20 protein-coding genes are annotated in these 20,884 nt (G+C 71.0%); 10 read left to right on the top strand and 10 right to left on the bottom strand.

The window, feature by feature from the left end:
• Nucleotides 1–55: 55 nt before the first annotated feature.
• Both OQ02_RS26795 and OQ02_RS26790 read right to left on the bottom strand, forming a co-directional pair.
• Nucleotides 56–364: an AzlD domain-containing protein gene (locus OQ02_RS26795; RefSeq protein WP_033441364.1), complete on the bottom strand. Its 309-nt coding sequence runs from the start codon at nt 362–364 to the stop codon at nt 56–58.
• Entirely contained in the window at nt 361–1,038 is a 678-nt protein-coding gene (locus tag OQ02_RS26790; RefSeq protein ID WP_033441363.1) for an AzlC family ABC transporter permease, read from the bottom strand. The genes OQ02_RS26795 and OQ02_RS26790 overlap by 4 nt, the downstream gene beginning before the upstream one ends.
• 57 nt (nt 1,039–1,095) lie before the next feature.
• Here OQ02_RS26790 and OQ02_RS26785 point away from each other — a divergent pair, with 57 nt between their 5' ends.
• From OQ02_RS26785 to OQ02_RS26775, 3 genes are all read left to right on the top strand, one after another.
• On the top strand, nt 1,096–1,653 hold the full coding sequence (locus OQ02_RS26785) for a helix-turn-helix domain-containing protein (protein ID WP_033441362.1): 558 nt from the start codon (nt 1,096–1,098) through the stop codon (nt 1,651–1,653).
• Nucleotides 1,654–1,741: 88 nt separating this feature from the next.
• Nucleotides 1,742–1,987 (top strand): FitA-like ribbon-helix-helix domain-containing protein, encoded by a 246-nt coding sequence (locus tag OQ02_RS26780; protein ID WP_033441361.1) that lies wholly within the window; start codon nt 1,742–1,744, stop codon nt 1,985–1,987.
• Nucleotides 1,984–2,388, top strand: a complete 405-nt coding sequence (locus OQ02_RS26775; protein ID WP_033441360.1) for a type II toxin-antitoxin system VapC family toxin — start codon at nt 1,984–1,986, stop codon at nt 2,386–2,388. Before OQ02_RS26780 ends, OQ02_RS26775 begins: the two co-directional genes overlap by 4 nt.
• Nucleotides 2,389–2,445: 57 nt before the next feature.
• Here OQ02_RS26775 and pdxS read toward each other — a convergent pair whose 3' ends face one another.
• A complete protein-coding gene (gene pdxS, locus OQ02_RS26770; protein ID WP_197043509.1) occupies nt 2,446–3,354 on the bottom strand; it encodes a pyridoxal 5'-phosphate synthase lyase subunit PdxS in 909 nt (302 codons plus the stop codon).
• A gap of 298 nt (nt 3,355–3,652) precedes the next feature.
• Here pdxS and OQ02_RS26765 point away from each other — a divergent pair, with 298 nt between their 5' ends.
• Complete coding sequence (locus tag OQ02_RS26765) at nt 3,653–5,713, top strand: elongation factor G-like protein EF-G2 (RefSeq protein WP_033441358.1); 2,061 nt, start codon at nt 3,653–3,655, stop codon at nt 5,711–5,713.
• Between the two features lie 116 nt (nt 5,714–5,829).
• Here the strand turns inward: OQ02_RS26765 and OQ02_RS26760 are convergent, their stop codons facing one another.
• Genes OQ02_RS26760 through OQ02_RS26750 form a run of 3 tightly spaced genes read right to left on the bottom strand, consistent with a single transcriptional unit; the run spans nt 5,830 to nt 9,058 of the window.
• Complete coding sequence (locus OQ02_RS26760) at nt 5,830–6,234, bottom strand: ester cyclase (protein WP_051772837.1); 405 nt, start codon at nt 6,232–6,234, stop codon at nt 5,830–5,832.
• A gap of 14 nt (nt 6,235–6,248) precedes the next feature.
• On the bottom strand, nt 6,249–7,778 hold the full coding sequence (locus OQ02_RS26755; protein ID WP_442973683.1) for a CoA-acylating methylmalonate-semialdehyde dehydrogenase: 1,530 nt from the start codon (nt 7,776–7,778) through the stop codon (nt 6,249–6,251).
• 5 nt (nt 7,779–7,783) lie between these two features.
• Nucleotides 7,784–9,058: an aspartate aminotransferase family protein gene (locus tag OQ02_RS26750; protein ID WP_033441357.1), complete on the bottom strand. Its 1,275-nt coding sequence runs from the start codon at nt 9,056–9,058 to the stop codon at nt 7,784–7,786.
• A gap of 106 nt (nt 9,059–9,164) precedes the next feature.
• On the opposite strand from OQ02_RS26750, the gene OQ02_RS26745 reads away from it, so the two are divergent.
• Nucleotides 9,165–10,811 carry a PucR family transcriptional regulator gene (locus OQ02_RS26745; protein ID WP_051772836.1) on the top strand — a complete coding sequence of 549 codons (1,647 nt, stop codon included), beginning with the start codon at nt 9,165–9,167 and terminating at the stop codon, nt 10,809–10,811.
• Here OQ02_RS26745 and OQ02_RS26740 read toward each other — a convergent pair.
• From OQ02_RS26740 to OQ02_RS40250, 4 genes are all read right to left on the bottom strand, one after another.
• Complete coding sequence (locus OQ02_RS26740; protein WP_033441356.1) at nt 10,808–11,314, bottom strand: hypothetical protein; 507 nt, start codon at nt 11,312–11,314, stop codon at nt 10,808–10,810. The genes OQ02_RS26745 and OQ02_RS26740 overlap by 4 nt on opposite strands.
• A 175-nt stretch (nt 11,315–11,489) precedes the next feature.
• Complete coding sequence (locus OQ02_RS26735) at nt 11,490–12,920, bottom strand: S1 family peptidase (RefSeq protein ID WP_033441355.1); 1,431 nt, start codon at nt 12,918–12,920, stop codon at nt 11,490–11,492.
• Nucleotides 12,921–13,097: 177 nt separating this feature from the next.
• The gene (locus OQ02_RS46090) at nt 13,098–13,343 is read right to left on the bottom strand and encodes a hypothetical protein (protein ID WP_231500239.1); all 246 of its coding nucleotides are present in this window, start codon (nt 13,341–13,343) and stop codon (nt 13,098–13,100) included.
• A gap of 45 nt (nt 13,344–13,388) precedes the next feature.
• Complete coding sequence (locus OQ02_RS40250; protein ID WP_231500238.1) at nt 13,389–14,069, bottom strand: LysR family transcriptional regulator; 681 nt, start codon at nt 14,067–14,069, stop codon at nt 13,389–13,391.
• A 150-nt stretch (nt 14,070–14,219) separates the two neighbouring features.
• Here OQ02_RS40250 and OQ02_RS26725 point away from each other — a divergent pair, with 150 nt between their 5' ends.
• The 5 genes from OQ02_RS26725 to hydA all read left to right on the top strand — a co-directional run bounded on the left by OQ02_RS26725 (nt 14,220) and on the right by hydA (nt 20,881).
• On the top strand, nt 14,220–14,954 hold the full coding sequence (locus OQ02_RS26725; protein WP_081915971.1) for an RDD family protein: 735 nt from the start codon (nt 14,220–14,222) through the stop codon (nt 14,952–14,954).
• The gene (locus tag OQ02_RS26720; protein WP_033441354.1) at nt 14,951–17,032 is read left to right on the top strand and encodes an NACHT domain-containing protein; all 2,082 of its coding nucleotides are present in this window, start codon (nt 14,951–14,953) and stop codon (nt 17,030–17,032) included. The genes OQ02_RS26725 and OQ02_RS26720 overlap by 4 nt, the downstream gene beginning before the upstream one ends.
• 125 nt (nt 17,033–17,157) lie before the next feature.
• On the top strand, nt 17,158–18,660 hold the full coding sequence (locus OQ02_RS26715) for an NCS1 family nucleobase:cation symporter-1 (RefSeq protein WP_051772834.1): 1,503 nt from the start codon (nt 17,158–17,160) through the stop codon (nt 18,658–18,660).
• Nucleotides 18,657–19,499, top strand: a complete 843-nt coding sequence (locus tag OQ02_RS26710) for a nitrilase-related carbon-nitrogen hydrolase (protein ID WP_033441353.1) — start codon at nt 18,657–18,659, stop codon at nt 19,497–19,499. Before OQ02_RS26715 ends, OQ02_RS26710 begins: the two co-directional genes overlap by 4 nt.
• A complete protein-coding gene (hydA, locus tag OQ02_RS26705; RefSeq protein ID WP_033441352.1) occupies nt 19,496–20,881 on the top strand; it encodes a dihydropyrimidinase in 1,386 nt (461 codons plus the stop codon). The genes OQ02_RS26710 and hydA overlap by 4 nt, the downstream gene beginning before the upstream one ends.
• Nucleotides 20,882–20,884: the final 3 nt, after the last annotated feature.

The following is a 20,884-nucleotide window of genomic DNA, read 5'->3' as shown; positions in this document are numbered from 1 at the left end:
GATCTCGCCGGTCCTGAATGGCCTTGAGCGCCGTGGCAGCCCGGTCCGCGCCGGTCTAGGACACGCCGACGAACCGCAGGCCGGCGGTCGTCGCGGCGGCGAGCACGACCACCACCACGAACGGCGCCTTCCGCCACGCCGCGATACCACCGACCAGCACGCCGATCGGCAGCGCGAAACCCGCGAAGGACTGGCCCTTGGCGAGCGTGGACGTGGCGACCAGGGCGAACAGCAGGACCGTCGCCGAGGTGGACATCAGCAGCTTGACCCGGTCCGACAGCTTGAGCCGGTCGCGCAGCAGCGGCCCGGAGAGGCGGAATGCGTAGGTGCCGGCGGCGAGCACCAGGATCGCGGTCAACGTCATGCGGGCACCTTCTGACGTGCGGTGATCAGCAGTCCGAGCACCGCGCACAGCACCGGAACGCCTGCGGGCAGGAACGGCGTGGCGGCCAGCGCGACGGCCGCGCCGAGCAGGGCGGCGTTCCGGGTGGCGGCGTCCTTGAGGGCCGGCAGCAGGAGCGCGAGGAGTGCCGCGGGGAACACCGCGTCCAGCCCGAAGGCGCTGGGGTCGCCGATGTTCCGGCCGATCAGCGCGCCCGCGACCACCGACACGTTCCAGGCGACGAACAACGTGACGCCGCACAGCCAGTAGGCGGTCTTGGCCTTGCGCGGGTCGGGTTGGGCCAGCGCGAACGCGGTGGTCTCGTCGATCAGGAGGTGGCTGCCGACGAGCCGCTGGAGCAGGCCCTTGCCCAGCACGTCGCCGATGGCCAGGCCGAACGGCAGGTGGCGGACGTTGAGCAGGAGTCCGGCCACCACCGCCGCGGCCGGACTGCCGCCGGCCGCGACCACCCCGACCGCCATGAACTGCGAGCCGCCCGCGAAGACGAGGAGGGACATCACGACGGGGAGCCACCACGACATGCCCGCGCTGGTGGAGATCGCGCCGAACGAGGCGCCGCTGACCGCCGCGCCGGCCGCCACCGCGGAGACGTCACGCAGCAGCTCGGGGTCCAGGGTTCGCCATGTCGAACGCATCGTCTTCTACGATGAACACCCGGGAAGGCGTTCGTCAAGCCGAACGATTGGACTGTCATGTCGAACACAGGCGCGCCGCTCCAGGTCATCGCCGCCTCGCTCCGCCGGGAGCGTGAACGGGCCGGCCTGTCGTTGAGCGAGCTGGCCAAGCGGGCGGGGATCGCGAAGTCGACGCTGTCCCAGCTCGAGTCGGCGAGCGGCAACCCCAGCGTGGAGACGCTGTGGGCGCTCGGCGTGGCGCTCGGCGTGCCGTTCTCCCGCCTCGTCGACCCGCCCGCCGCCAGGGTCCGGGTGATCCGGGCGGGCGAGGGTCCGGCGATCTACTCGGAACGCGCCAACTACACCGCGACCCTGCTCGCGTCCTGCCCGCCGGGCGCCCGCCGTGACATCTACATGCTCCGGCTGGAACCGGGCGCGGCCCGCGAGTCGGAGCCGCACATGTCGGGCACCGTGGAACACCTGATCGTCAGCACCGGCCGGATGCTCGCCGGACCGCGGACCGAACCGATCGAACTGGGCCCCGGGGACTACCTCGTCTACCCCGGCGACATCCCGCACACGGCCCAGGCACTCGAACGGGGTACTACCGCCCTGCTGGTCTCGGAGCACGTCTAGAACGCACGTTCGAGCGATCCAGTCGGGCGGTGCAGCGACCGATAAACCTTGCATGCAGACAGCAACCGCCCCACCTATAGTCGAAGGCATGAGCGAGCGCGCGACCAAGCCGGTCCACATCCGCGACGTGCCCGCCGACGTGGTCGCCACCCTCCAGGCCCGTGCGAACGCGGAGGGCATCTCGCTGACCGCCTACCTGCGCAACATGTTCATCGAGATGGCCCGCCAGCCGACCATGACCGAGATCTACCAGCGGTCGCGGCTGCACGGCTCGACCCTCGACGTCGGCGACTACGTCCGAGACGTTCGCAAGATTCGGGAGGAGGGCGAATGACCGTCGGCGCGGTGGTCGACAACTCGGCGCTCGTCGAACTCCTCGCAGGCCGAGATCCGGACCAGGAGCTTGTTCGACGCCTCCTCACCTCCGACCTCGCGGCGCCGGAGATCCTCGACGCGGAGGCGCTGAGTGCTCTGCGCGGCATGGCCCTACGCGGAGAGATCTCCGAGGCGGAGGGATACCGCCACCTCGAACACATCGGGATGACCCCGGTCACCCGGGTCAGCCATCGAGTGCTGATCAGGCGTGCATGGGCGATCCGGCACTCCGTATCAGCCTATGACGCCCTCTACGTGGCGCTCGCCGAAGAACTCGACGTACCGCTCATCACCTGCGACAAGAAACTGGCCGGCGCCAACGGCCACAACGCGCGGATCGAGGTCTACCCGATCTCCTGACAGGACGACAGCGGCCCGCCGGAAGTCCGGCGGGCCGCTGTCACGTCGACCGAAGTCCTACCAGCCGCGCTCGGCCAGCCGGTGCGGCTCGGGGATCTCGTCCACGTTGATGCCGACCATCGCCTCGCCGAGGCCGCGCGACACCTTGGCGATCACGTCCGGGTCGTCGTAGAACGTCGTCGCCTTCACGATCGCCTCGGCCCGCTGCGCCGGGTTGCCGGACTTGAAGATGCCCGACCCGACGAACACGCCCTCCGCACCGAGCTGCATCATCATCGCGGCGTCGGAGGGGGTGGCGATGCCGCCCGCGGTGAACAGGACGACCGGCAGCTTGCCGGCCTCTGCCACCTCGCGGACCAGCTCGTACGGGGCCTGGAGCTCCTTCGCGGCGACGTACAGCTCGTCGGCCGGCAGGTTCTGCAACCGCAGCAGCTCCGCGCGGATCTTGCGCATGTGGGTGGTGGCGTTGGAGACGTCGCCGGTGCCGGCCTCGCCCTTCGAGCGGATCATCGCCGCGCCCTCGGTGATGCGCCGCAGCGCCTCGCCCAGGTTCGTCGCACCACACACGAACGGCACGGTGAACTGCCACTTGTCGATGTGGTTCGCGTAGTCCGCCGGGGTCAGCACCTCGGACTCGTCGATGTAGTCCACGCCGAGCGCCTGGAGCACCTGCGCCTCGACGAAGTGGCCGATCCGCGCCTTGGCCATCACGGGGATGGACACCGCGCCGATGATGCCGTCGATCATGTCCGGGTCGCTCATCCGGGACACGCCGCCCTGCGCGCGGATGTCGGCGGGGACCCGCTCCAGCGCCATGACCGCCACGGCGCCCGCGTCCTCGGCGATCTTGGCCTGCTCGGCGTTGACCACGTCCATGATCACACCGCCCTTGAGCATCTCCGCCATGCCCCGCTTGACGCGGGAAGTGCCGGTGACCTGGGTGCCGGTGTCGGGTGAAGTGGTCACGGCCAACCTTTCTCGAAGTAGAGGACCTGCACCTCCATGTTACGGGCCACGTGGACCGCCCAAGCATGCCAATCACGCCCGTTCTCGGCAGGCCACTTCCCCTCCCTTCGCAGGTAGTGGCCTACGCCACGCACCGGATTGACACCGCCACCACCGGCACTCCGACCCGGTGCGGCGGGCCTGGTCGCGACGCCCGTCCGCATTCCTCCTGCCGGGTTGGGTGTGACCGCTTGGGGTTGTCCCCCGCGGCCCACGGGTGTGAGATCGGACACTAATCACTTGTGGAGGTGTGGGTCCCATGGGCAGCAAACACTCCGACAACGGCCACTCGGCAGGCGCGGTCGCTGTGGACGACCCGGCCAAGGTCCGCAACGTCGTGCTGGTCGGCCCGTCCGGCTCCGGCAAGACGACGCTCGCCGAGGCCCTGCTCGCCAGCACCGGCGTGCTGACCCGAGCCGGATCGGTCACCGAAGGCAACACCGTGTGCGACCACGACCCCGCGGCGGTCCGCCAGCAGCGGTCGGTCGGGCTCGCGGTGGCTCCGGTCCGGCACGGTGACATCAAGATCAACCTGATCGACACCCCCGGCTACGCGGACTTCGTCGGCGAGTTGCGGGCCGGCCTGCGCGCGGCGGACGCGGCGTTGTTCGTGGTCAGCGCGTCGGAAGGGGTGGACGCTTCGACGATCGCGCTGTGGGAGGAGTGCGCGATGGTCGGCATGCCGCGCGCGGTCGTGGTCGCGCGGACCGACCACCAGCGCGCCGACGTGGCAACCGAGATCGCGTCCTGCCAGGCGGCCTTCGGCGCGGGCGTCGTGCCGCTGTACCTCCCCGGTGACGACGGCGGCCTGGTCAACCTGCTCACCACCGACGACCCCCGGCACGAGGACGACCGCAACGCGCTCATCGAGGGGATCATCGCGGAGAGCGAGGACGAGACCCTGATGGACCGCTACCTCGGTGGCGAGGACATCGACCAGGCGACGCTCGTCGCGGACCTGGAGACGGCGGTCGCGCGCGGCTCGTTCCACCCGGTGATGCCGGTGTGCGCGCTGACCGGCCTCGGCCTGCCCGAACTGCTCGACGGCATCGCCCGCGCGTTCCCGTCCCCCCTGGAACACCCGCTGCCCGACGTGACCGGCGTGGACGGCATCCCGCAGCCACGGCTGGCAGCCGACCCGAACGGACCGCTGGTGGCGGAGGTCGTCCGCACCGCCGTCGACTCGTACGTGGGCCGCGTGTCGCTGGTGCGCGTGTTCTCCGGGACGCTGCGCCCCGAACGCCCGGTGCACGTGTCGGGTCATGGCATGGCGGACCGGGGTCACGAGGACCACGACGTGGACGAGCGGGTCGCGCACATCTACTCGCCGTTGGGGGCGAACCTCCGCGAGGTGCCGTACTGCGTGGCGGGTGACCTGTGCGCGTTGACCAAGCTGGGCTCGGCGGAAACCGGCGACACGGTGTCCGCGCCGGAGAAGCCGCTGCTGATGACGCCGTGGGAGATGCCGGAACCGCTGCTGCCGGTCGCGGTCGTGCCGCGCAGCCGCAGCGACGAGGACAACCTGGCCCGCAACCTGGGCAAGCTGGTCGCGGGCGACCCGACGTTGCGGCTGGAGCGCAACGCCGAGACCCACCAGCTGGTGCTGTGGTGCATGGGCGAGGCGCACGCGGACGTCGTGCTGGCCCGGCTGCGGGCGGGTGGCGCGGAGGTCGACACGGAGCCGGTGCGGGTGGCGTTGCGCGAGACGTTCGCCGGCCAGGCCAAGGGGCACGGGCGGCACGTGAAGCAGTCCGGCGGCCACGGCCAGTACGCGGTGTGCGACATCATCGTCGACCCCCTGCCGCGCGGGTCGGGCTTCGAATTCGTGGACAAGATCGTCGGCGGCGCGATTCCGAACCAGTTCATCCCCAGCGTGGAGAAGGGTGTGCGGGCGCAGCTCGAACGCGGACTGCTGGGCGGGCACCCCGTGGTCGACGTCCGGGTGACGCTGGTCGACGGCAAGGCGCACTCGGTCGACTCGTCGGACGCCGCGTTCCAGACGGCCGGCTCGCTGGCGTTGAAGGACGCTGCGGCGAACGGGCGGACCGCGCTGCTGGAACCGGTGGACGAGGTGACGGTGCGGCTGCCGGACGACCACCTCGGCACCGTGCTCGGCGACCTGTCCAGCCGGCGGGGTCGGGTGCTCGGCACGGAGGCGGAAAGCCCCGGCTACACGGTGATCCGCGCCGAGGTGCCCGCCACGGAACTGCTCAGGTACGCGGTGGAGCTGCGGTCGCTCACTTCGGGCACCGGCACGTACACGCGCCGGTTCAGCCGATACGACCCGCTCCCTCAGGCACTGGCTGCCCAGTCGAAGTAGCGAACGCCCGAAGTGCAGGACGCGGGGACGGATCGGACCGACAACCACCACCAGCCCCGGCCCGATCCGGCCCGGTCCGGTCCGCGAACAGTGGAGGCGGGCCGTGGAATGGGTCGTTAGGGCTGGGTGGTGTCGACGAGCTGGGTGCGCAGCGTGTCGAGGTCGCCCAACACCCACGCGTCGGTCAGCAGCCCGCCCGACGCGGTGAAGAACGCTGCGCCGGGGTAGTTGATGGCGCCGCCGGAACCCCGCACTCCGAGCAGCACGCCGTGGTGGTGGCCGGTGTAGTGCAGGCGTGCCGCCGCCGTCCGACGTTCGACCACCAGCGCCACGACCTCGTTGTGGAAGTCCGGCACCGCTGCCCTGACCTGGTCGCGGTACGCCCGCCAGCCGTCACGCCCGCGGACCGTTGCGCCGAGCGAGCCCCGGAACGTGAAGTCCGGGGCCAGCAGCCCGTCCACCACCGAGTCGTCCCAGCGGTTCCACGCGTCGGCGTAGAACCGCCGGACCAACTCACGCACGTGTTCCGTCGGGCTCACGTGTTCTGCGGGAACCCGAGGTTGACCCCGCCGTGGGACGGGTCGAGCCACCGGCCGGTGACAACCTTGGTCCGGGTGAAGAAGTGCACGCCCTCCGGCCCGTACGCGTGCGAATCGCCGAACAGCGAGTCCTTCCACCCACCGAACGAGTAGTAAGCCACCGGCACCGGGATGGGCACGTTCACGCCCACCATCCCGACCTCGACCTCGTTCTGGAACCGCCGCGCCGCACCGCCGTCGTTGGTGAAGATCGCCGTCCCGTTGCCGTACGGGTTGGCGTTGACCACGTCCAGCGCATCGTCGTACTTCGCCACCCGCAGCACCGACAGCACCGGCCCGAAGATCTCGTCCCGGTAGATCGACATCTCCGCGCCGACGTGGTCGAACAGGGTCGGGCCGAGCCAGAACCCCTCGGCTTCACCGTCGATCGCATGCGATCGACCGTCGACGACCAGCGAGGCGCCTTCGGATTGTCCGTTGTCCACATAAGACAGAACACGATCGCGGTGGGCGCCGGTGACCAGCGGACCCATCTCACAGCCCGGACGCCGTCCGTCACCGACGTGCAGTTTCTGTATCCGATCTACGATCTTCGAGACCAGCTCGTCGCCGACCGGGTCCACCGCGACCACGACCGAGATGGCCATGCACCGCTCCCCCGCCGAGCCGAACCCGGCCGACACCGCCGCGTCCGCCGCCAGGTCCAGGTCCGCGTCGGGCAGCACCACCATGTGGTTCTTCGCACCGCCCAACGCCTGCACGCGCTTCCCGTGCCGCGTACCGGTCTCGTAGACGTACCGCGCGATCGGTGTCGACCCCACGAACGACACCGCCTTCACGTCCGGGTGCTCCAGCAGCCGGTCCACCGCGACCTTGTCCCCGTGCACCACGTTCAGCACACCGTCCGGCAACCCTGCCTCCGCGAACAGCTCCGCGATGAAGTTCGCCGCCGACGGGTCCTTCTCCGACGGCTTGAGCACCACCGCGTTACCGCACGCGATCGCGTTGGGCACGAACCACAGCGGCACCATCGCCGGGAAGTTGAACGGCGAGATCACGCCGACCACCCCCAGCGGCTGCTGGATCGAGTACACGTCGACCCGGGTGGACGCGTTCTCGCTGAACCCACCCTTGAGCAGGTGCGGGATGCCACACGCGAACTCCACGGCCTCCAGCGCGCGCTGCACCTCCCCCGCCGCGTCGGACAGCACCTTGCCGTGCTCGGCGGTGACGATCGCCGTCAGCTCACCCTTGCGGGCGTTCAGCAGCTCCCGGAACGCGAACATCACCGTCGACCGCTGCGCCAGCGAAGCGTTGCGCCACGACGTGAAGGCCTCACGCGCACAAGCCACCGCTTCGTCCACAGTGGACTCGTCGGCGAAGTCGACCCGCGCCACCACCTGCCCGGTCGCCGGGTCGTACACGTCACCGGAGCGCGCGCTCCCGACAGAGCCGTCGACTCCACCGGCGGTGTCCCACGGCTTGCCGCCGATCCAGTGACCGATCCTCTTGGGGGTGATCCGCACGCTGGTCACAGCACGTCCTCCAGGATGCCGAGTGCTTCCTCGACCTCGTCCTCGGTCAACGTCATGGGCGGCGCGAGGCGGATGACGTTGCCGTACAGGCCGCCCTTGCCCACCAGCAGCCCGCGTTCCCGCGTGCCCTCAAGCACCTCGACCGCCTTCGCCGGGTCCGGAGCGCCGTCCGCGCCCACCATCTCGATCCCGACCATCAAACCCTTGCCGCGCACGTCGCCGACCGCAGGCCGGTCCTCCGCGATGGACCGCAGCCCACCGATCAGCCGGTCGCCGAGCTTGGCGGCGTTGGCCTGCAGGTCGTGGTCAAGCAGGTAGTTCAGCGTCGCCAGCGCACCCGTCGTGGCGATCGGGTTGCCGCCGAACGTGGACAGCGAGTTGGCCGTGAGGCAGTCCATCAGGTCGCCGCGCGCGACCACGCCGCCGATCGCCAGCCCGTTGCCCAGGCCCTTCGCGAACGTCATCGCGTCCGGCGTCACGCCGTGCGACTGGATGCCCCAGAAGTGCTCACCGGTGCGGCCCCACCCGGTCTGCACCTCGTCGGAGACGAACAGGATCCCGTACTCGTCCAGCACTTCCTTGAACGCGCGGAACAGCCCGTCGGGCGGCGAGGAGAACCCGCCCACGCCCTGGATCGGCTCGACGATCATGCACGCCACGTCACCGGCGGTGGTGGTCTCGATCACCTCGCGCAGGTCCGCCACGCACGCCTTGACGTAGTCGGCGTCCGACAGGTCCTTGAACGGGCTGCGGAACCGGTAGCCGCCGTGCACCCAGCTGACCTTCACCGGGCTGAGCGAGGACGCCGACCAGCCGCGGTTGCCGGTGATCGCGACGGTGGCGAACGCGCGGCCGTGGTAGGAGTTGCGCAGCGCGAGGACCTGGTCGCTGCGGCGGAACTTGGTCGCCAGCATGAGCGCCGTCTCGTTGGCCTCGGTGCCGGAGTTGGTGAAGAACACCTTGGCGTCCGGGATGCCGGACAGCTCGGCGATCTTCTCGGCCAGCTCGACCTGCGATCTGATCAGGTAGAGCGTGGAGCTGTGCAGCACGCCGGTGTCGAGCTGGGACCGGATCGCGTCGGAGATCTCGGCCACGTCGTAGCCGACCGCGTTGGTCAGGATGCCGGCGAAGAAGTCCAGGTAGGTGCGGCCTTCACGGTCCGTGACCCGGCGTCCGCTCGCGCTCGCCAGCTCGATCGGCCGGTCGTAGTAGAGGGCCATCCAGTCGGGCATCACGGCGCGGTGCCGGGCCAGCAACTCCTCGTGTCCCATCGCGTCCTCCGGTCGTAGGTCCGTGCCCAGGAGTCTGGTCGGCCGGGTTCACGCCCGCCATGGACAACCTGTACCGCTTTCCCGCGATCGGCATTACGTTGTGTCCATGTACCCCACGGTCGCCGAAGCGCTCGCCCTGCCGGTGGTCCGGCGCGGGAAGCCCGCCGTGGTCGCGGGCGCGGCCGGGATGGGCAAGCGGGTGCGGTGGGTGCACGTCGCCGAGGTCGCCGACATCGCGCACCTGCTGCGCGGCGGCGAGCTGGTGCTGACCACCGGGATCGCGCTGCCCGAGGACCCCGAAGGGCTGCGGAAGTACGTCTCGGACCTGGCGTCCGTCGGCGCGTCGGGGCTTGTGGTGGAGCTGGTGCGGCGGTGGAGCGACGAGGTGCCGGGCGCGCTGGTGGCCGCCGCCGAGCAGCACGAGCTGCCGCTGGTCACGCTGGCCGAGGAGACCCGGTTCGTGTCGGTGACCGAGGCCGTGGTGTCGCTGATCGTGGACGCCCAGCTGGCCGAGCTGCGGGCGGCCGAGCAGGTGCACGAGACGTTCACCGCGCTGACCGTGGCCGGTGCCGAACCGGCGGAGGTGCTGCGCGAGGTGGCGCGGACCGCCGGGCTGCCGGTGGTGCTGGAGACGTTGGGGCACGAGGTGCTGGCGTACGACGCGGCCGGCCAGGACCCGACCTCGCTGCTGGCGGACTGGGGCCAGCGGTCACGGGCCGTGGCGGTGTCGGAGCGGACGGCGTACCACGCGGAGGCCGGCTGGCTGGTGACGGTGGTCGGCGCCCGTGGCGCGGACTGGGGCCGGCTGGTGCTGCTCAGCCCGGACGAGCCGGCGCACCGGCACGTCGTGGTGGCCGAACGCGCGGCGTCGGCGCTGGCCGTGCACCGGCTGGTGGCGCGGGACCGGGAGTCGCTGGAGCGGCAGACCCACCGGACGCTGCTCACGCAGTTGCTCGGGCAGCCGCCGCACGACCTGCCGACGCGGGCGGCGGCGCTCGGCGTGCCGCTGGAACGGCGGCAGCTCGTCGGGGTGGCGATCCGGCCCGGCACCGCCACCGCACCCGCGCAGGCGTTGGCCTCGCAGGAGGTGCTGCGCGACCTCGCCGAGGCGACGGCGCTGGCGGCCCGGCGGGTGACGGTGCCCGCGCTCGTCGGCGTCGTGGACGACACGAGCGTGCGGGCGTTGCTGTCGCTGCCGCCGCAGGCCGCGTTGGACGGCGTGCTGCGGAGGCTCGCCCGGGAGGTGCACCAACGGGCTGCGGAGACGCAGCACGCGCTGCCCGTGGTGGTGGCCGTCGGGACGACCGTGACCGCGCTGCCGGACGTGCGGCGGTCGCTGGGCGAGGCGGCGCACGTCGCGGGGGCGGCCCTGCGGTCACCGGGAACGCGGCTGTACCACCGGCTGGACGACGTGCGGCTGCGCGGGCTGCTGCACCTGCTGCGCGAGGACGAGCGGGTGCTGGCGTTCGCGGACCGCGAGTTGGGGACGTTGCTGTCGAGGGACGGCGCGCAGGGCACTCGGCTGGTGGAGCTGCTGCGCTGCTTCTGCGAGCACGGTGGCAACAAGTCCGCCGCCGCTGCCGCCGCCCACCTCTCCCGAACCGCCTACTACCAGCAGTTGAGCCGGATCGAGCAGGTGCTCGGGGTGTCCTTGGAGGACCCGGAGTCGGTGCTGTCGCTGTACGTGGCGTTGCTGGTGCAGGAGATGGGCGGGCGGGACCCTCGACTGCCCCGCCCGCCCACCTCGACCTAGCCGACCTGCGGCGCGTGCACCGGCAGCGCACCCACCTGCGGCGGGACGTCCGGCAGCTGCGGGACCGCGACGGGCGGCTGCGGCAGCGGCACGGCCGGCACCGACGGCAGGGCACGGCCCTGCGGCGCGAGGGCGTCGCCCACCATCGGCAGGCCCACGTGCGGCACACCAGGCACACCCGGCACGGCGGGCACACCAGGCACACCCGGCACACCTGGCACGGCGGGCACACCGGGCGGCGTGAGGGCGGGTGCGGCCAGCTTCGGCGCCTGGACCTGCCCCGCGCCGACGGACAGCGGGCTGGGCAGCTTCAGGGCCTGGCCGCTGAGCAGGTCGGTCGCGAGCTTCGCGGCCTGGCCGACCTCGGGCGCGTGGCCGATGGTGCCGTCCACGATGTCGGTGGGCGCCTCGGCCGCCGACGCGGCGGAGGCGAGCAGCGGAGAAGCGCCGACGGCGAGCAGGGCAGCGGCACGCAGAAGTCCGCGCGTGCGGTTTCCGGACACGGTTTTCCTAACCTGGTTGGGGACCTTGCAAGTGACCCCTATGGCATCGACCGCTTCCGCGCTCTTCCGTAGCCGCTCGATCAGGTGATCTACCGACCACGATCCGTGAAGACCGCGCGGGCCCGTGTCGTGGGGAGACGCGACACGGACCCGCGACGGTTCCTTCCCCCCGCAGCTAGGGGTTCTTGACCCCCAGCGAGTAGTTGCCGGACCCGCTGTACGCGTGCACCCGGAATCGGTAGTAGCCGGCGGTGCCGTTGTAGGTCACCGTCTCGCTCGCGGCCGGGCTGTCGCCCTTCGCCACGACGGCCCACGAGCTGCCGTTCCACTTCTGCAGGTACAGGTCGAAGTCCGCGCTCGTCGGACCGACCAGGCAGCCGACGTGCGCACCGGACGCAGTGGACTGGTAGTAGCTGTTGCCGGGCTCGTAGGTCTGCCCGCCGGAGGCCAGGGAGCCGTTGTAGGTGGCCTCCGGGTCCTCGCAGCCGGTCGGCGGGTCCGGGTTGCCGCCGCCGCTGGTGATCAGGGTGAGGCCGTACGCCTGCAAGATCTCGTTGACCGGCTGGAAGTACGTGGTGCCGCCGCTGCTGCAGTTGCCCGAGCCGCCGGACGTCACGCCCTGCGCCTGGGTGCCCGCGAGCAGGGAGCCGCCCGAGTCGCCGGGCTCCGCGCACACCGTGGTCTGGATCAGGCCGGACACCGTGCCCTGCGGGTACGTCACCGACGAGTTGCGCGCCTGGATCGTGCCGCAGTGCCAGCCGGTGGTGGAGCCGGAGCGGCACACGGTCGAGCCGACCGGCGCGTCCTGCGAGCCCGCGACCGAGACCGTGCCGCCGGAGTAGTTGTTGACCAGGCCGCGCGGGGTGTTGCCCGCCGCCACCTGGACCCACGCGTAGTCGTTGCCGGGGAAGCTCGACCCGCGGAACGTGCCGCTCGGGTTGGACGTCGACGCGCCGGTCGACCCGCAGTGCCCGGCGGTGACGAACCCGCCGTTGACGGAGAAGCCGACGGAGCAGCGCGAGCCGCTGCCGATGTTGTAGGCGTTGCCGCCGATCACGTCGATCAGCGGGCGGGGTTCCTCGGTGGTGACGAGGTACCGGACGGCGGAAGCGGCGACGCCGGAGGACGCGACGAACTCGCGCGCGGCGGCGACCTTGCCAGGCTGGGACTTCACGACCACCGTGTTGGTGGGCAGGTCGACGTACCAGCCGGGGGTGGAACGCGGCGCCTTGGCGACGTTCGCGTCCAACGCGGACTTCACCGCGTCCAGGTCGCTTTCGCTGCGCTGGACCACTTTCGTGCGCACGCCCTCGTCCACTTCGGATGGTTGTGTCACGCCGATGGTGAGCGTGCCGGACGAGTCGATCCAAGCGCCGCCGAACCGGGTGTCCAGCCGCTTGCGCAGGGTGCGCGCGGTCACGGCGGAACGCTCGTCGGCGGCGAGGCGGACACGCGCCTGGTCCGCGTCCAATCCGAGGTCGCGTTGGATCGTGGACAGGATTTCGGCGTTCTGGTCGGCGGGAGCGGCCTGGGCGGCGGCCGGCGACAGGGTGCCGGCCGCGACCAGCGCCGCGGCGAGCGCGAGCGGTCTCAACAGTGCTGACATCAGGGAGTTCTCCTCGAAGGGAGTGCAGGGATTCCCCGAACCTAGGTCCGCCGGCCCGGCCGCGGTAATACCGGTTGGGTCATAAGACCGGGTTATGACGACCCGGGCGGGTTCGGCTACCGCGGCGGTGGGCCGCCGCTCCGCTGAGGGGCGACGGCGGACGTCACCGGCTCTCGCTCAGGCGGCGTGCAGGGCGACGGCGCCGTACTCGGGGTGCGTCGGCAGCCAGGCCGTGTAGCGCGGGTTGCGCTCGGCGGTCTCGCGGTAGGCCTCGGCGGCGTACCGGAGCACCTGCGGGCCGAAGGCGGCGGCCGGGCCTTCCGGGTTCCAGCCGATCAGGTGCCGCCACCGCAGCGGCGCGCTCGCGAGCGGCACCGCCACCAGGCCCGGGGTGCGGCGGAACGTCGGCTGGCACAGCGCCACCGCGTCACCCGACGCGACGAGGTCGATGCAGCTGTTGATGTCGACCTAGTACATCGTGCGCGGGCTGAAGCCGGCGCGGCTGCACGCGGCGACGAAGCAGTCGCCGAAGCACCCGTCGCCCGGCGTGACGGCCCACTGCATGTCCTCCAGCGCGCCCAGCTCCACCTCCTCCAGCAGCGTGAACGGGTGGTCCTCGGGCATCAGCACGAACACCGGGTCGATCGCGATCACGCTCCACGTCAGCCCGTGCTCGGACGGCGGCGGCGCGTCCCCGCACACGCCCACCAGCACGTAGTCGAGCCGGCCCGCGGCGACCATGCCGGCCAGCTCGTCACCCGACCACGACACCTGCGTCGAGACGTGCGAGCCGGGGTGCGCCTCGGTCAGGCGGTGCACCAGGCCGCCGAGCATCGGCCCGTTCACCGCGCCGACCCGGTACCGATCGCCCGGCGCGTCGTCGTCCACCAGGCGCAGCGCGTCCTCCTCCAGCCGGGAGAACGCGGGCAGCAGGACGCGGGCGCGTTCCAGCACCAGCCCGCCCAGCGCGGTCGGCCGGGCGCCCTTGTGGTCCCGGTCGAACAGCTTGCCGCCGAGCAGGGCCTCGATCCGGTGCAGCTGGGCCGTCAGGGCGGGTTGCGCCAGGCCGAGCAGGGCGGACGCCTTCGACAGGCTGCCCGAGTCCGCGATCGCGCAGACGACCCGCAGGTGCCGCAGTTCGAGCTTCATCCGACGGACGTTAGGTCACCGTGAACGGCCAGTCGACCATTGACCGGAGTTCACCAGAGCGGTGCCCTTCCGGCCGCAGATCTACGGGCACCACCAAACACCGAACGTAGTATCTTTAACACTCTACGTGAGCATTCCGGGGAGTACGCGATGACCCAACAGCTGCCTGTGCCGCGCCGCCTTGCCCGCCGTTGGGCCGCACGCCTGGTCGACTGGCTGCTGATCCTTGCGGTCACCTCGCCGGTGTGGCTGCTGACCGTCGGACACATCAAGCGCAACGCCGCGCTCAACACCGCCTCGTTCACGGGCGACGGCGTGACGGGCCTGCTGTCGATGGAGTGGGACGACGTGGGCGACAGCGCTGCGGCGGGACTGTCCGACGTCTGGGGCACGGTCACGTTTTCGGTCGCCGCCACGATCCTGGCCCAAGTGCTCGTCGTCGCGCTGTACGACGTCGTCGCGCACGCGTGGCTGGGGCGGACGGTCGGCAAGGTGATCACCTCGCTGGTCGTCGTCCCGGCCGACGGCTCGCGGCGGATTCGGCTCGGGCAGGCCGCGAAGCGCACGACGTTCACCGTGCTGCTGCCGGCCGTGGGGTGGGTGGCGTCGACCTTCGGGCTGCTCCGGCTCAGCATCCCGTTGCTGTTGCTCGGGTTGGTGTTGCTGCTGCTGTCCGTGGTCGAGTGCCTGTCGCTGCGCGGCCCGACGTGCTGGCACGACCGCCGCAGCGGCACCGTGGTCCAGCCGGTCGACTGGGCGGTGCGGCTGGCCGCGGTGCAGAACTCGAACGCCTGGCTCGCCGCCCAGCAGACGCGGGCCCGGGTGGTGGAGCAGGGCAGGCTGCTCCGCAAGCGCTTCGGCGCCGGTGAGCCGCCGAACCGGTGACCGAGGATGGCCGAACGGTCAACGAGGTCACCGCGGCCGACATCACCGGATCGGTCATCCAGGCGGGGCGGATCGGCGCGGTCCACATCCACCCCGCGCCCTCCGCGCCGCGCGACGGGCGGTGGTTGTCGATCGCGGCGGCGTCGCTGACGAGCGTCACGGCGTCCTCGATCTGGCTTTCCGTCTATCGCGCCACTTGGTTCGACCTCGCTAGCGTCGAGGGCGTGGCGAGTGCATGCGCGGTCGCGGCGGCAGTGGCTCTGGTGCTGCTCGTGGTGCTGCTCGGCAGGCGTGCCGAGGTCCGCGAGCCTGCGGTCGACGTCGACCGCGCACGTGCCCAGCTGGCCGCGACGGTCCGGACGCAGTGGCACGGCGAGTGGGTCGGGCGCGGGATGCTCCGCTCCCCCACGCTGCCGGTGGCGTGGTCGACGGCGGGCCGGGTGGAGCGGTCGGAACTGACCGGGTCCGCGGCGGCGTTCCGGCTGCTGCCCGTACGCCGGCTGGTCGTCGTGGGTCCGGGAGGGTCCGGCAAGACGGTCCTCGCCGTGAAGTTGACCCTGGACATGCTCGACCACCGGCGGCCGGACGAGCCCGTGCCGGTGCCTGTGCTGCTGGCGTTGTGGAACCCGGAACAGCAACTCCTGCGGGACTGGCTGGCCGAACGCCTGGAGGCCGACTACGGAATCACGGCCGGCTCCGAACTGGTAGACGCGGGCGGGGTGCTGCCGGTGCTGGACGGCCTGGACGAGTTGGCCCCGCCGCTGCGCAGGTTGGCGGTGGAGGCCCTGAACGCCCAGCTCGGTCCCGCCGATCCGGTCGTGCTGACCAGCAGGCCGGACCCGGCGCTGGCAGAGTTGGCGGGCGTGGCCACGTTCGAGCTCGCCGGGGTCCGCATCGCGGACGCGTTGGCGCACCTGGGCGAGGGCTGGCGGTCCGCCGTGGCGCACGAACCGGTGGCCGCCGCGCTCACCTCGCCGCTGATGGTGTCGATGGCCCGGGCCGTGTCGCGGCCGGACGAGCTGCTCACGCTGCCCGACGAGGCGGCGGTGCGGGTGTTCCTGCTGGAGTCGTTCATCGCCGAGACCTACGCCGATCGCGCCCGGCCGGCAGGCACCACCCGCACACCCCACCACCGCGGTGACGGACCTCGGCGTTGGCTCGGCTTCCTCGCCCGGCACCTCGAAGGTCGGGCGACGCCCAACTTCGCGTGGTGGAAGTTGCGACGCGCGCTTCCACTCGGGCAGTTGGAGGTAGCCGTGGGGGTCACGGCGGGCCTCGTATGGGGCGCGGCCGCGGCGGTGCTCGGACCGCAGGTGGTCGGCCTGGGCATAGGCCCGGTCGTCGGGCTGCTGTTGGGCGCGGCGTTCTGCGTGGGGTACACGGCGGTCCGCACGGGGACCGGACCGCATCGAGAGGGGTCCGGCAGCGGCGGTTTCCGCAGCCTGCCCATCACGTGGTCCGACGTGGCACGGCGGCTGAAGGGCGGAGGGCTCGCGATCGCCGTGGCGTGGGCGGTGGCGCTCGCTGTCAATGGCGATGGCGGCGCGCTGCCATGCCTGGACGGCGAGCCGTTCGCCGGGGTGGTCGCGGGTATCTCGGCCGCGTTGCTGGCCGGCCTCGTGATCGGGGTCGTCGCCGGTGCGTGGCTGCGCGGCGCGGTGGGTTTCGACCAGCGCGTCGCCACGGTCCGCGCCCGTACCTCGGACGCCACCCTACGGCGCGACCGGATCTCCACGGTCGTCGTCGGCGGGATGTTCGCCGTCGTGGCCGCCGTGATCACCGGCGGTTCGGTCTGGATCGTCACCGGCGACGCCTTGCTGGGCTGGTGGGCGGCGGGTGGCGCGGTCGCGGGCGGCCCGGCGGCGATCACCATGTTCACCGCGTGGGCGGCGTACGTCCCTGCCAGGGTGCTGCTGGCGCTGCGGCGCGACCTGCCGTGGCGGTTGGGCACGTTCCTCGCCGACGCACACCGACTGGAGGTGTTGCGCCAGTTCGGGGCGTTCTACCAGTTCCGCCACTTGGCCCTGCAACAACAGCTCGCGGAGCCCTCGGCCGGCAATGGACAGAGTGTGCCCTGATCATGGCAAGCGTGGACACTTTGCCACTGCCGGGGCACGCGGGCCGACCGGAGGATGCCGGGATGGAAATCGCGGCGAAGCGCCCGCCAGAAGGGTGTTTCACGAGCGTAACAGGGAAGTGACCGATGGCCCTTGACTCCGCAACGCAGGTCACAGCCGACCCCGACGGCCGCGTCGAACTCCGCGATCACTCGGCCATCGCGGACAGCCCCCACTACAACCCGGAACTGGCGCCGGTCCCGCTGGAGCGGCGCACCTGGTCCACCTACAACTTCTTCGCGCTGTGGATGGGCATGGCGCACAACATCCCGAGCTACACGCTCGCCGCGTCCCTGGTGGCGCTGGGCATGGACTGGGTGCAGGCGTTCGTCACCATCACCCTGGGCAACCTCATCGTGCTGGTCCCGATGCTGCTCAACAGCCACGCGGGCACCAAGTACGGCATCCCGTTCCCGGTGTTCGCCCGCGCGTTCTACGGGGTGCGCGGCGCGAACCTGGTGGCGTTGCTGCGGGCGTTCATCGCGTGCGCGTGGTTCGGCATCCAGACGTGGGTGGGTGGCGTCGCGCTGTACGTGATCGTCGGCCGGCTGGCCGGTGACGGGTGGGTGAACGCGCCGGTCGTGCTGGGCCAGGTGTGGACGCTGTGGCTGTGCTTCCTGGGCTTCTGGGTGGTCCAGATGCTGATCATCTGGCGCGGCATGGACGCCATCCGGCGGTTCGAGAACTGGACCGCGCCATTGGTCAGCGTCGGCTTCCTGGTCCTGCTCGGCTACGTCGCGGTGAAGGCGGGCGGGTTCGGCCCGATCCTGTCCGAGCCGTCCAAGCTCGGCTGGGGCGCGGACTTCTGGAAGGTGTTCTTCCCGTCGCTGATGGGCATGATCGCGTTCTGGTCGACGCTGTCGCTGAACATGCCGGACTTCACCCGGTTCGGCGGCAGCCAGCGCAAGCAGGTCGTCGGCCAGATCCTCGGCCTGCCCACGACGATGTCGTTCATCGCCATCGTGGCGATCCTGACCACGTCCGGCGCGATGGCGCTGTACGGCGAGGCGATCTGGGACCCGGCCGCGCTGGCCAGCCGGTTCGACAGCACCGCCGTGGTGCTCGTCGCCCTGGTGGCGCTGGTGCTGGCGACGGTGTCGGCGAACCTCGCGGCGAACGTGGTCAGCCCGTCCTACGACTTCTCCAACGCGTTCCCGAAGCGGATCACGTTCGCGCTCGGCGGCCTCATCACCGGCGTCATCGGCGTGCTGATGCAGCCGTGGCGGCTGATCTCGGACCCGGGCATCTACATCTTCGCCTGGCTCGGCTTCTACGGCGGCCTGCTGGGGTCCGTGGCGGGCGTGTTCGTCGCCGGCTACTGGATCCTCGGCCGGACCCGGCTGGAACTGCCCGACCTGTACCTGTCCGGACGGGGCGCGTACTGGTTCAAGGCCGGCTGGAACTGGCGCGCCGTCGCGGCCACGCTGGTGGGTTCGGTGCTGGCCGTGGGCGGCGCCTACAACGGGCCGTTCCCGGCGGACGGCCTGATCCCGTTCCTCAAACCGCTCTACGACTACAACTGGGTCGTCGGCCTGGTCGGCGGCATGCTCGTCTACCTGGTCCTGACGCCACGGAGGGAGAACGCGTGAGCAAGATCATCCGCGCAGGTCTCGTGCAGCAGAAGTGGACCGGCGACAAGGAGTCGATGATCGCGAACGCGGTCGAGGCGGTCCGCACCGCCGCGTCGCAGGGCGCGCAGGTCGTGTGCCTCCAGGAGTTGTTCTACGGGCCGTACTTCTGCCAGGTGCAGGACGCGGACTTCTACTCCTACACCGAGGGCATCCCCGACGGTCCGACCACCGAGCTGATGTGCGAGCTGGCCGAGCAGCACGGCGTGGTGCTCGTGGTGCCGATGTACGAGGAGGAGCAGCCGGGGATCTACTACAACACCGCCGCGGTGATCGACGCGGACGGCACGTACCTCGGCAAGCACCGCAAGAACCACATTCCCCAGGTGAAGGGGTTCTGGGAGAAGTTCTACTTCAAGCCCGGCAACCTCGGCTACCCGGTGTTCGACACCGCCGTGGGCAAGGTGGGCGTCTACATCTGCTACGAGCGGCACTTCCCGGAGGGCTGGCGGGCGCTCGGGCTGAACGGCGCGCAGATCGTGTTCAACCCGTCCGCGACCAGCCGCGGCCTGTCGGAGTACCTGTGGCGGCTGGAGCAGCCCGCGGCGGCCGTGGCGAACGAGTACTACGTCGGCACGATCAACCGCGTGGGCGTGGAACCGCTGGGTGACAACGACTTCTACGGCCAGTCCTACTTCGCCGACCCGCGCGGTCAGCTGGTGGGCGAGGCCGCCTCCGACACGGAGGAGGAGATCGTGGTCCGGGACCTCGACATGGACCTGCTGGCCGAGGTCCGCAACCTGTGGGCGTTCTACCGCGACCGCCGGCCCGACACGTACGAGGGGCTGGTGCGGCCGTGAGCACCCTGATCAAGGGCGGCACGGTGGTGAACGCCACCGGCGCCGTCGCCGCCGACGTGCTGGTGGACGGCGAGAAGATCGTCGCGCTGCTGGCGCCCGGTTTCCCGCTGCAGGCCGACGAGACGATCGACGCCACCGGCAAGTACGTCATCCCCGGCGGCATCGACGGGCACACCCACATGGAGATGCCGTTCGGCGGCACGTTCTCCGCGGACACCTTCGAGACCGGCACGATCGCGGCGGCGTGGGGCGGCACGACCACGATCATCGACTTCGCCGTGCAGGTGAAGGGCACCTCGCTGCTGTCCACGTTGGACAAGTGGCACGGCAAGGCGGATGGCAACTGCGCCATCGACTACGGGTTCCACATGATCGTCTCCGACGTCAACGACACGTCGTTGAAGGAGATGGAGTCCTGCGTCGACGCGGGCGTGAACACGTTCAAGATGTTCATGGCCTACCCCGGCGTCTTCTACGCCACGGACGGCGAGATCCTGCGCGCGATGCAGAAGGCGCGGGAGACCGGCGCCACGGTCATGATGCACGCGGAGAACGGCATCGCGATCGACCAGCTGGTCGCGCAGGCGCTGGCACAGGGCCGCACGGACCCGGTCGAGCACGGCCTGACCAGGCCCGCCGAGCTGGAGGGCGAGGCCACGTCCCGCGCCATCACGCTGGCGAAGGTCACCGGGTCGCCGCTGTACATCGTGCACCTGTCCGCCGCGCAGGCGTTGGACGCGGTCACGAAAGCCCGTGACACCGGGCAGAACGTGTTCGCCGAGACCTGCCCGCAGTACCTGTACCTGTCGCTGGAGGACCTGGCGAAACCGGGCTTCGAGGGCTCGAAGTACGTCGCCTCTCCCCCGCTGCGCCCCAAGGAGCACCAGTCGGAGCTGTGGCGCGGCCTGCGCACCAACGACCTGTCGGTGGTGTCGACCGACCACTGCCCGTTCTGCTTCAAGGACCAGAAGGAGCTGGGGCGCGGTGACTTCTCGAAGATCCCCAACGGGATGCCGGGCGTAGAACACCGGATGGACCTGCTGCACCAGGGCGTGGTGAAGGGCGAGATCAGCCTGGAGCGGTGGGTCGAGATCTGCTCCACCACGCCCGCGCGGATGTTCGGCCTGCACCCGCGCAAGGGTGTCGTCGCGCCCGGCGCGGACGCGGACGTCGTGGTGTACGACCCGTCGGCGACGCAGGTCATCTCGGCGGCCACCCACCACATGAACGTGGACTACTCGGCGTACGAGGGCATGGAGATCACCGGCAAGGTCGACACGGTGCTCTCGCGCGGCCGGGTGGTCGTGGACTCCGGCGGTTTCCACGGCGCGGCCGGACACGGGAAGTTCCTGTCCCGCGAGCTGAACCAGTACCTGGTGTAGGAG

The organism is Saccharothrix sp. NRRL B-16314 (assembly GCF_000716595.1).
Classification (GTDB): domain Bacteria; phylum Actinomycetota; class Actinomycetes; order Mycobacteriales; family Pseudonocardiaceae; genus Actinosynnema.
The sequence above is the reverse complement of the archived record's forward strand: the minus strand, read 5'-3'. Positions and strand labels throughout refer to the sequence as shown.

Bases quoted from the DNA above. Each gene is read 5' to 3' on its own strand.
- OQ02_RS26795 (WP_033441364.1), bottom strand. From the start codon at position 364: ATGACGTTGACCGCGATCCTGGTGCTCGCCGCCGGCACCTACGCATTC.
- OQ02_RS26790 (WP_033441363.1), bottom strand. From the start codon at position 1,038: ATGCGTTCGACATGGCGAACCCTGGACCCCGAGCTGCTGCGTGACGTC.
- OQ02_RS26785 (WP_033441362.1), top strand. From the start codon at position 1,096: ATGTCGAACACAGGCGCGCCGCTCCAGGTCATCGCCGCCTCGCTCCGC.
- OQ02_RS26780 (WP_033441361.1), top strand. From the start codon at position 1,742: ATGAGCGAGCGCGCGACCAAGCCGGTCCACATCCGCGACGTGCCCGCC.
- OQ02_RS26775 (WP_033441360.1), top strand. From the start codon at position 1,984: ATGACCGTCGGCGCGGTGGTCGACAACTCGGCGCTCGTCGAACTCCTC.
- OQ02_RS26765 (WP_033441358.1), top strand. From the start codon at position 3,653: ATGGGCAGCAAACACTCCGACAACGGCCACTCGGCAGGCGCGGTCGCT.
- OQ02_RS26750 (WP_033441357.1), bottom strand. From the start codon at position 9,058: ATGGGACACGAGGAGTTGCTGGCCCGGCACCGCGCCGTGATGCCCGAC.
- OQ02_RS26745 (WP_051772836.1), top strand. From the start codon at position 9,165: ATGTACCCCACGGTCGCCGAAGCGCTCGCCCTGCCGGTGGTCCGGCGC.
- OQ02_RS26735 (WP_033441355.1), bottom strand. From the start codon at position 12,920: ATGTCAGCACTGTTGAGACCGCTCGCGCTCGCCGCGGCGCTGGTCGCG.
- OQ02_RS40250 (WP_231500238.1), bottom strand. From the start codon at position 14,069: ATGAAGCTCGAACTGCGGCACCTGCGGGTCGTCTGCGCGATCGCGGAC.
- OQ02_RS26725 (WP_081915971.1), top strand. From the start codon at position 14,220: ATGACCCAACAGCTGCCTGTGCCGCGCCGCCTTGCCCGCCGTTGGGCC.
- OQ02_RS26715 (WP_051772834.1), top strand. From the start codon at position 17,158: ATGGCCCTTGACTCCGCAACGCAGGTCACAGCCGACCCCGACGGCCGC.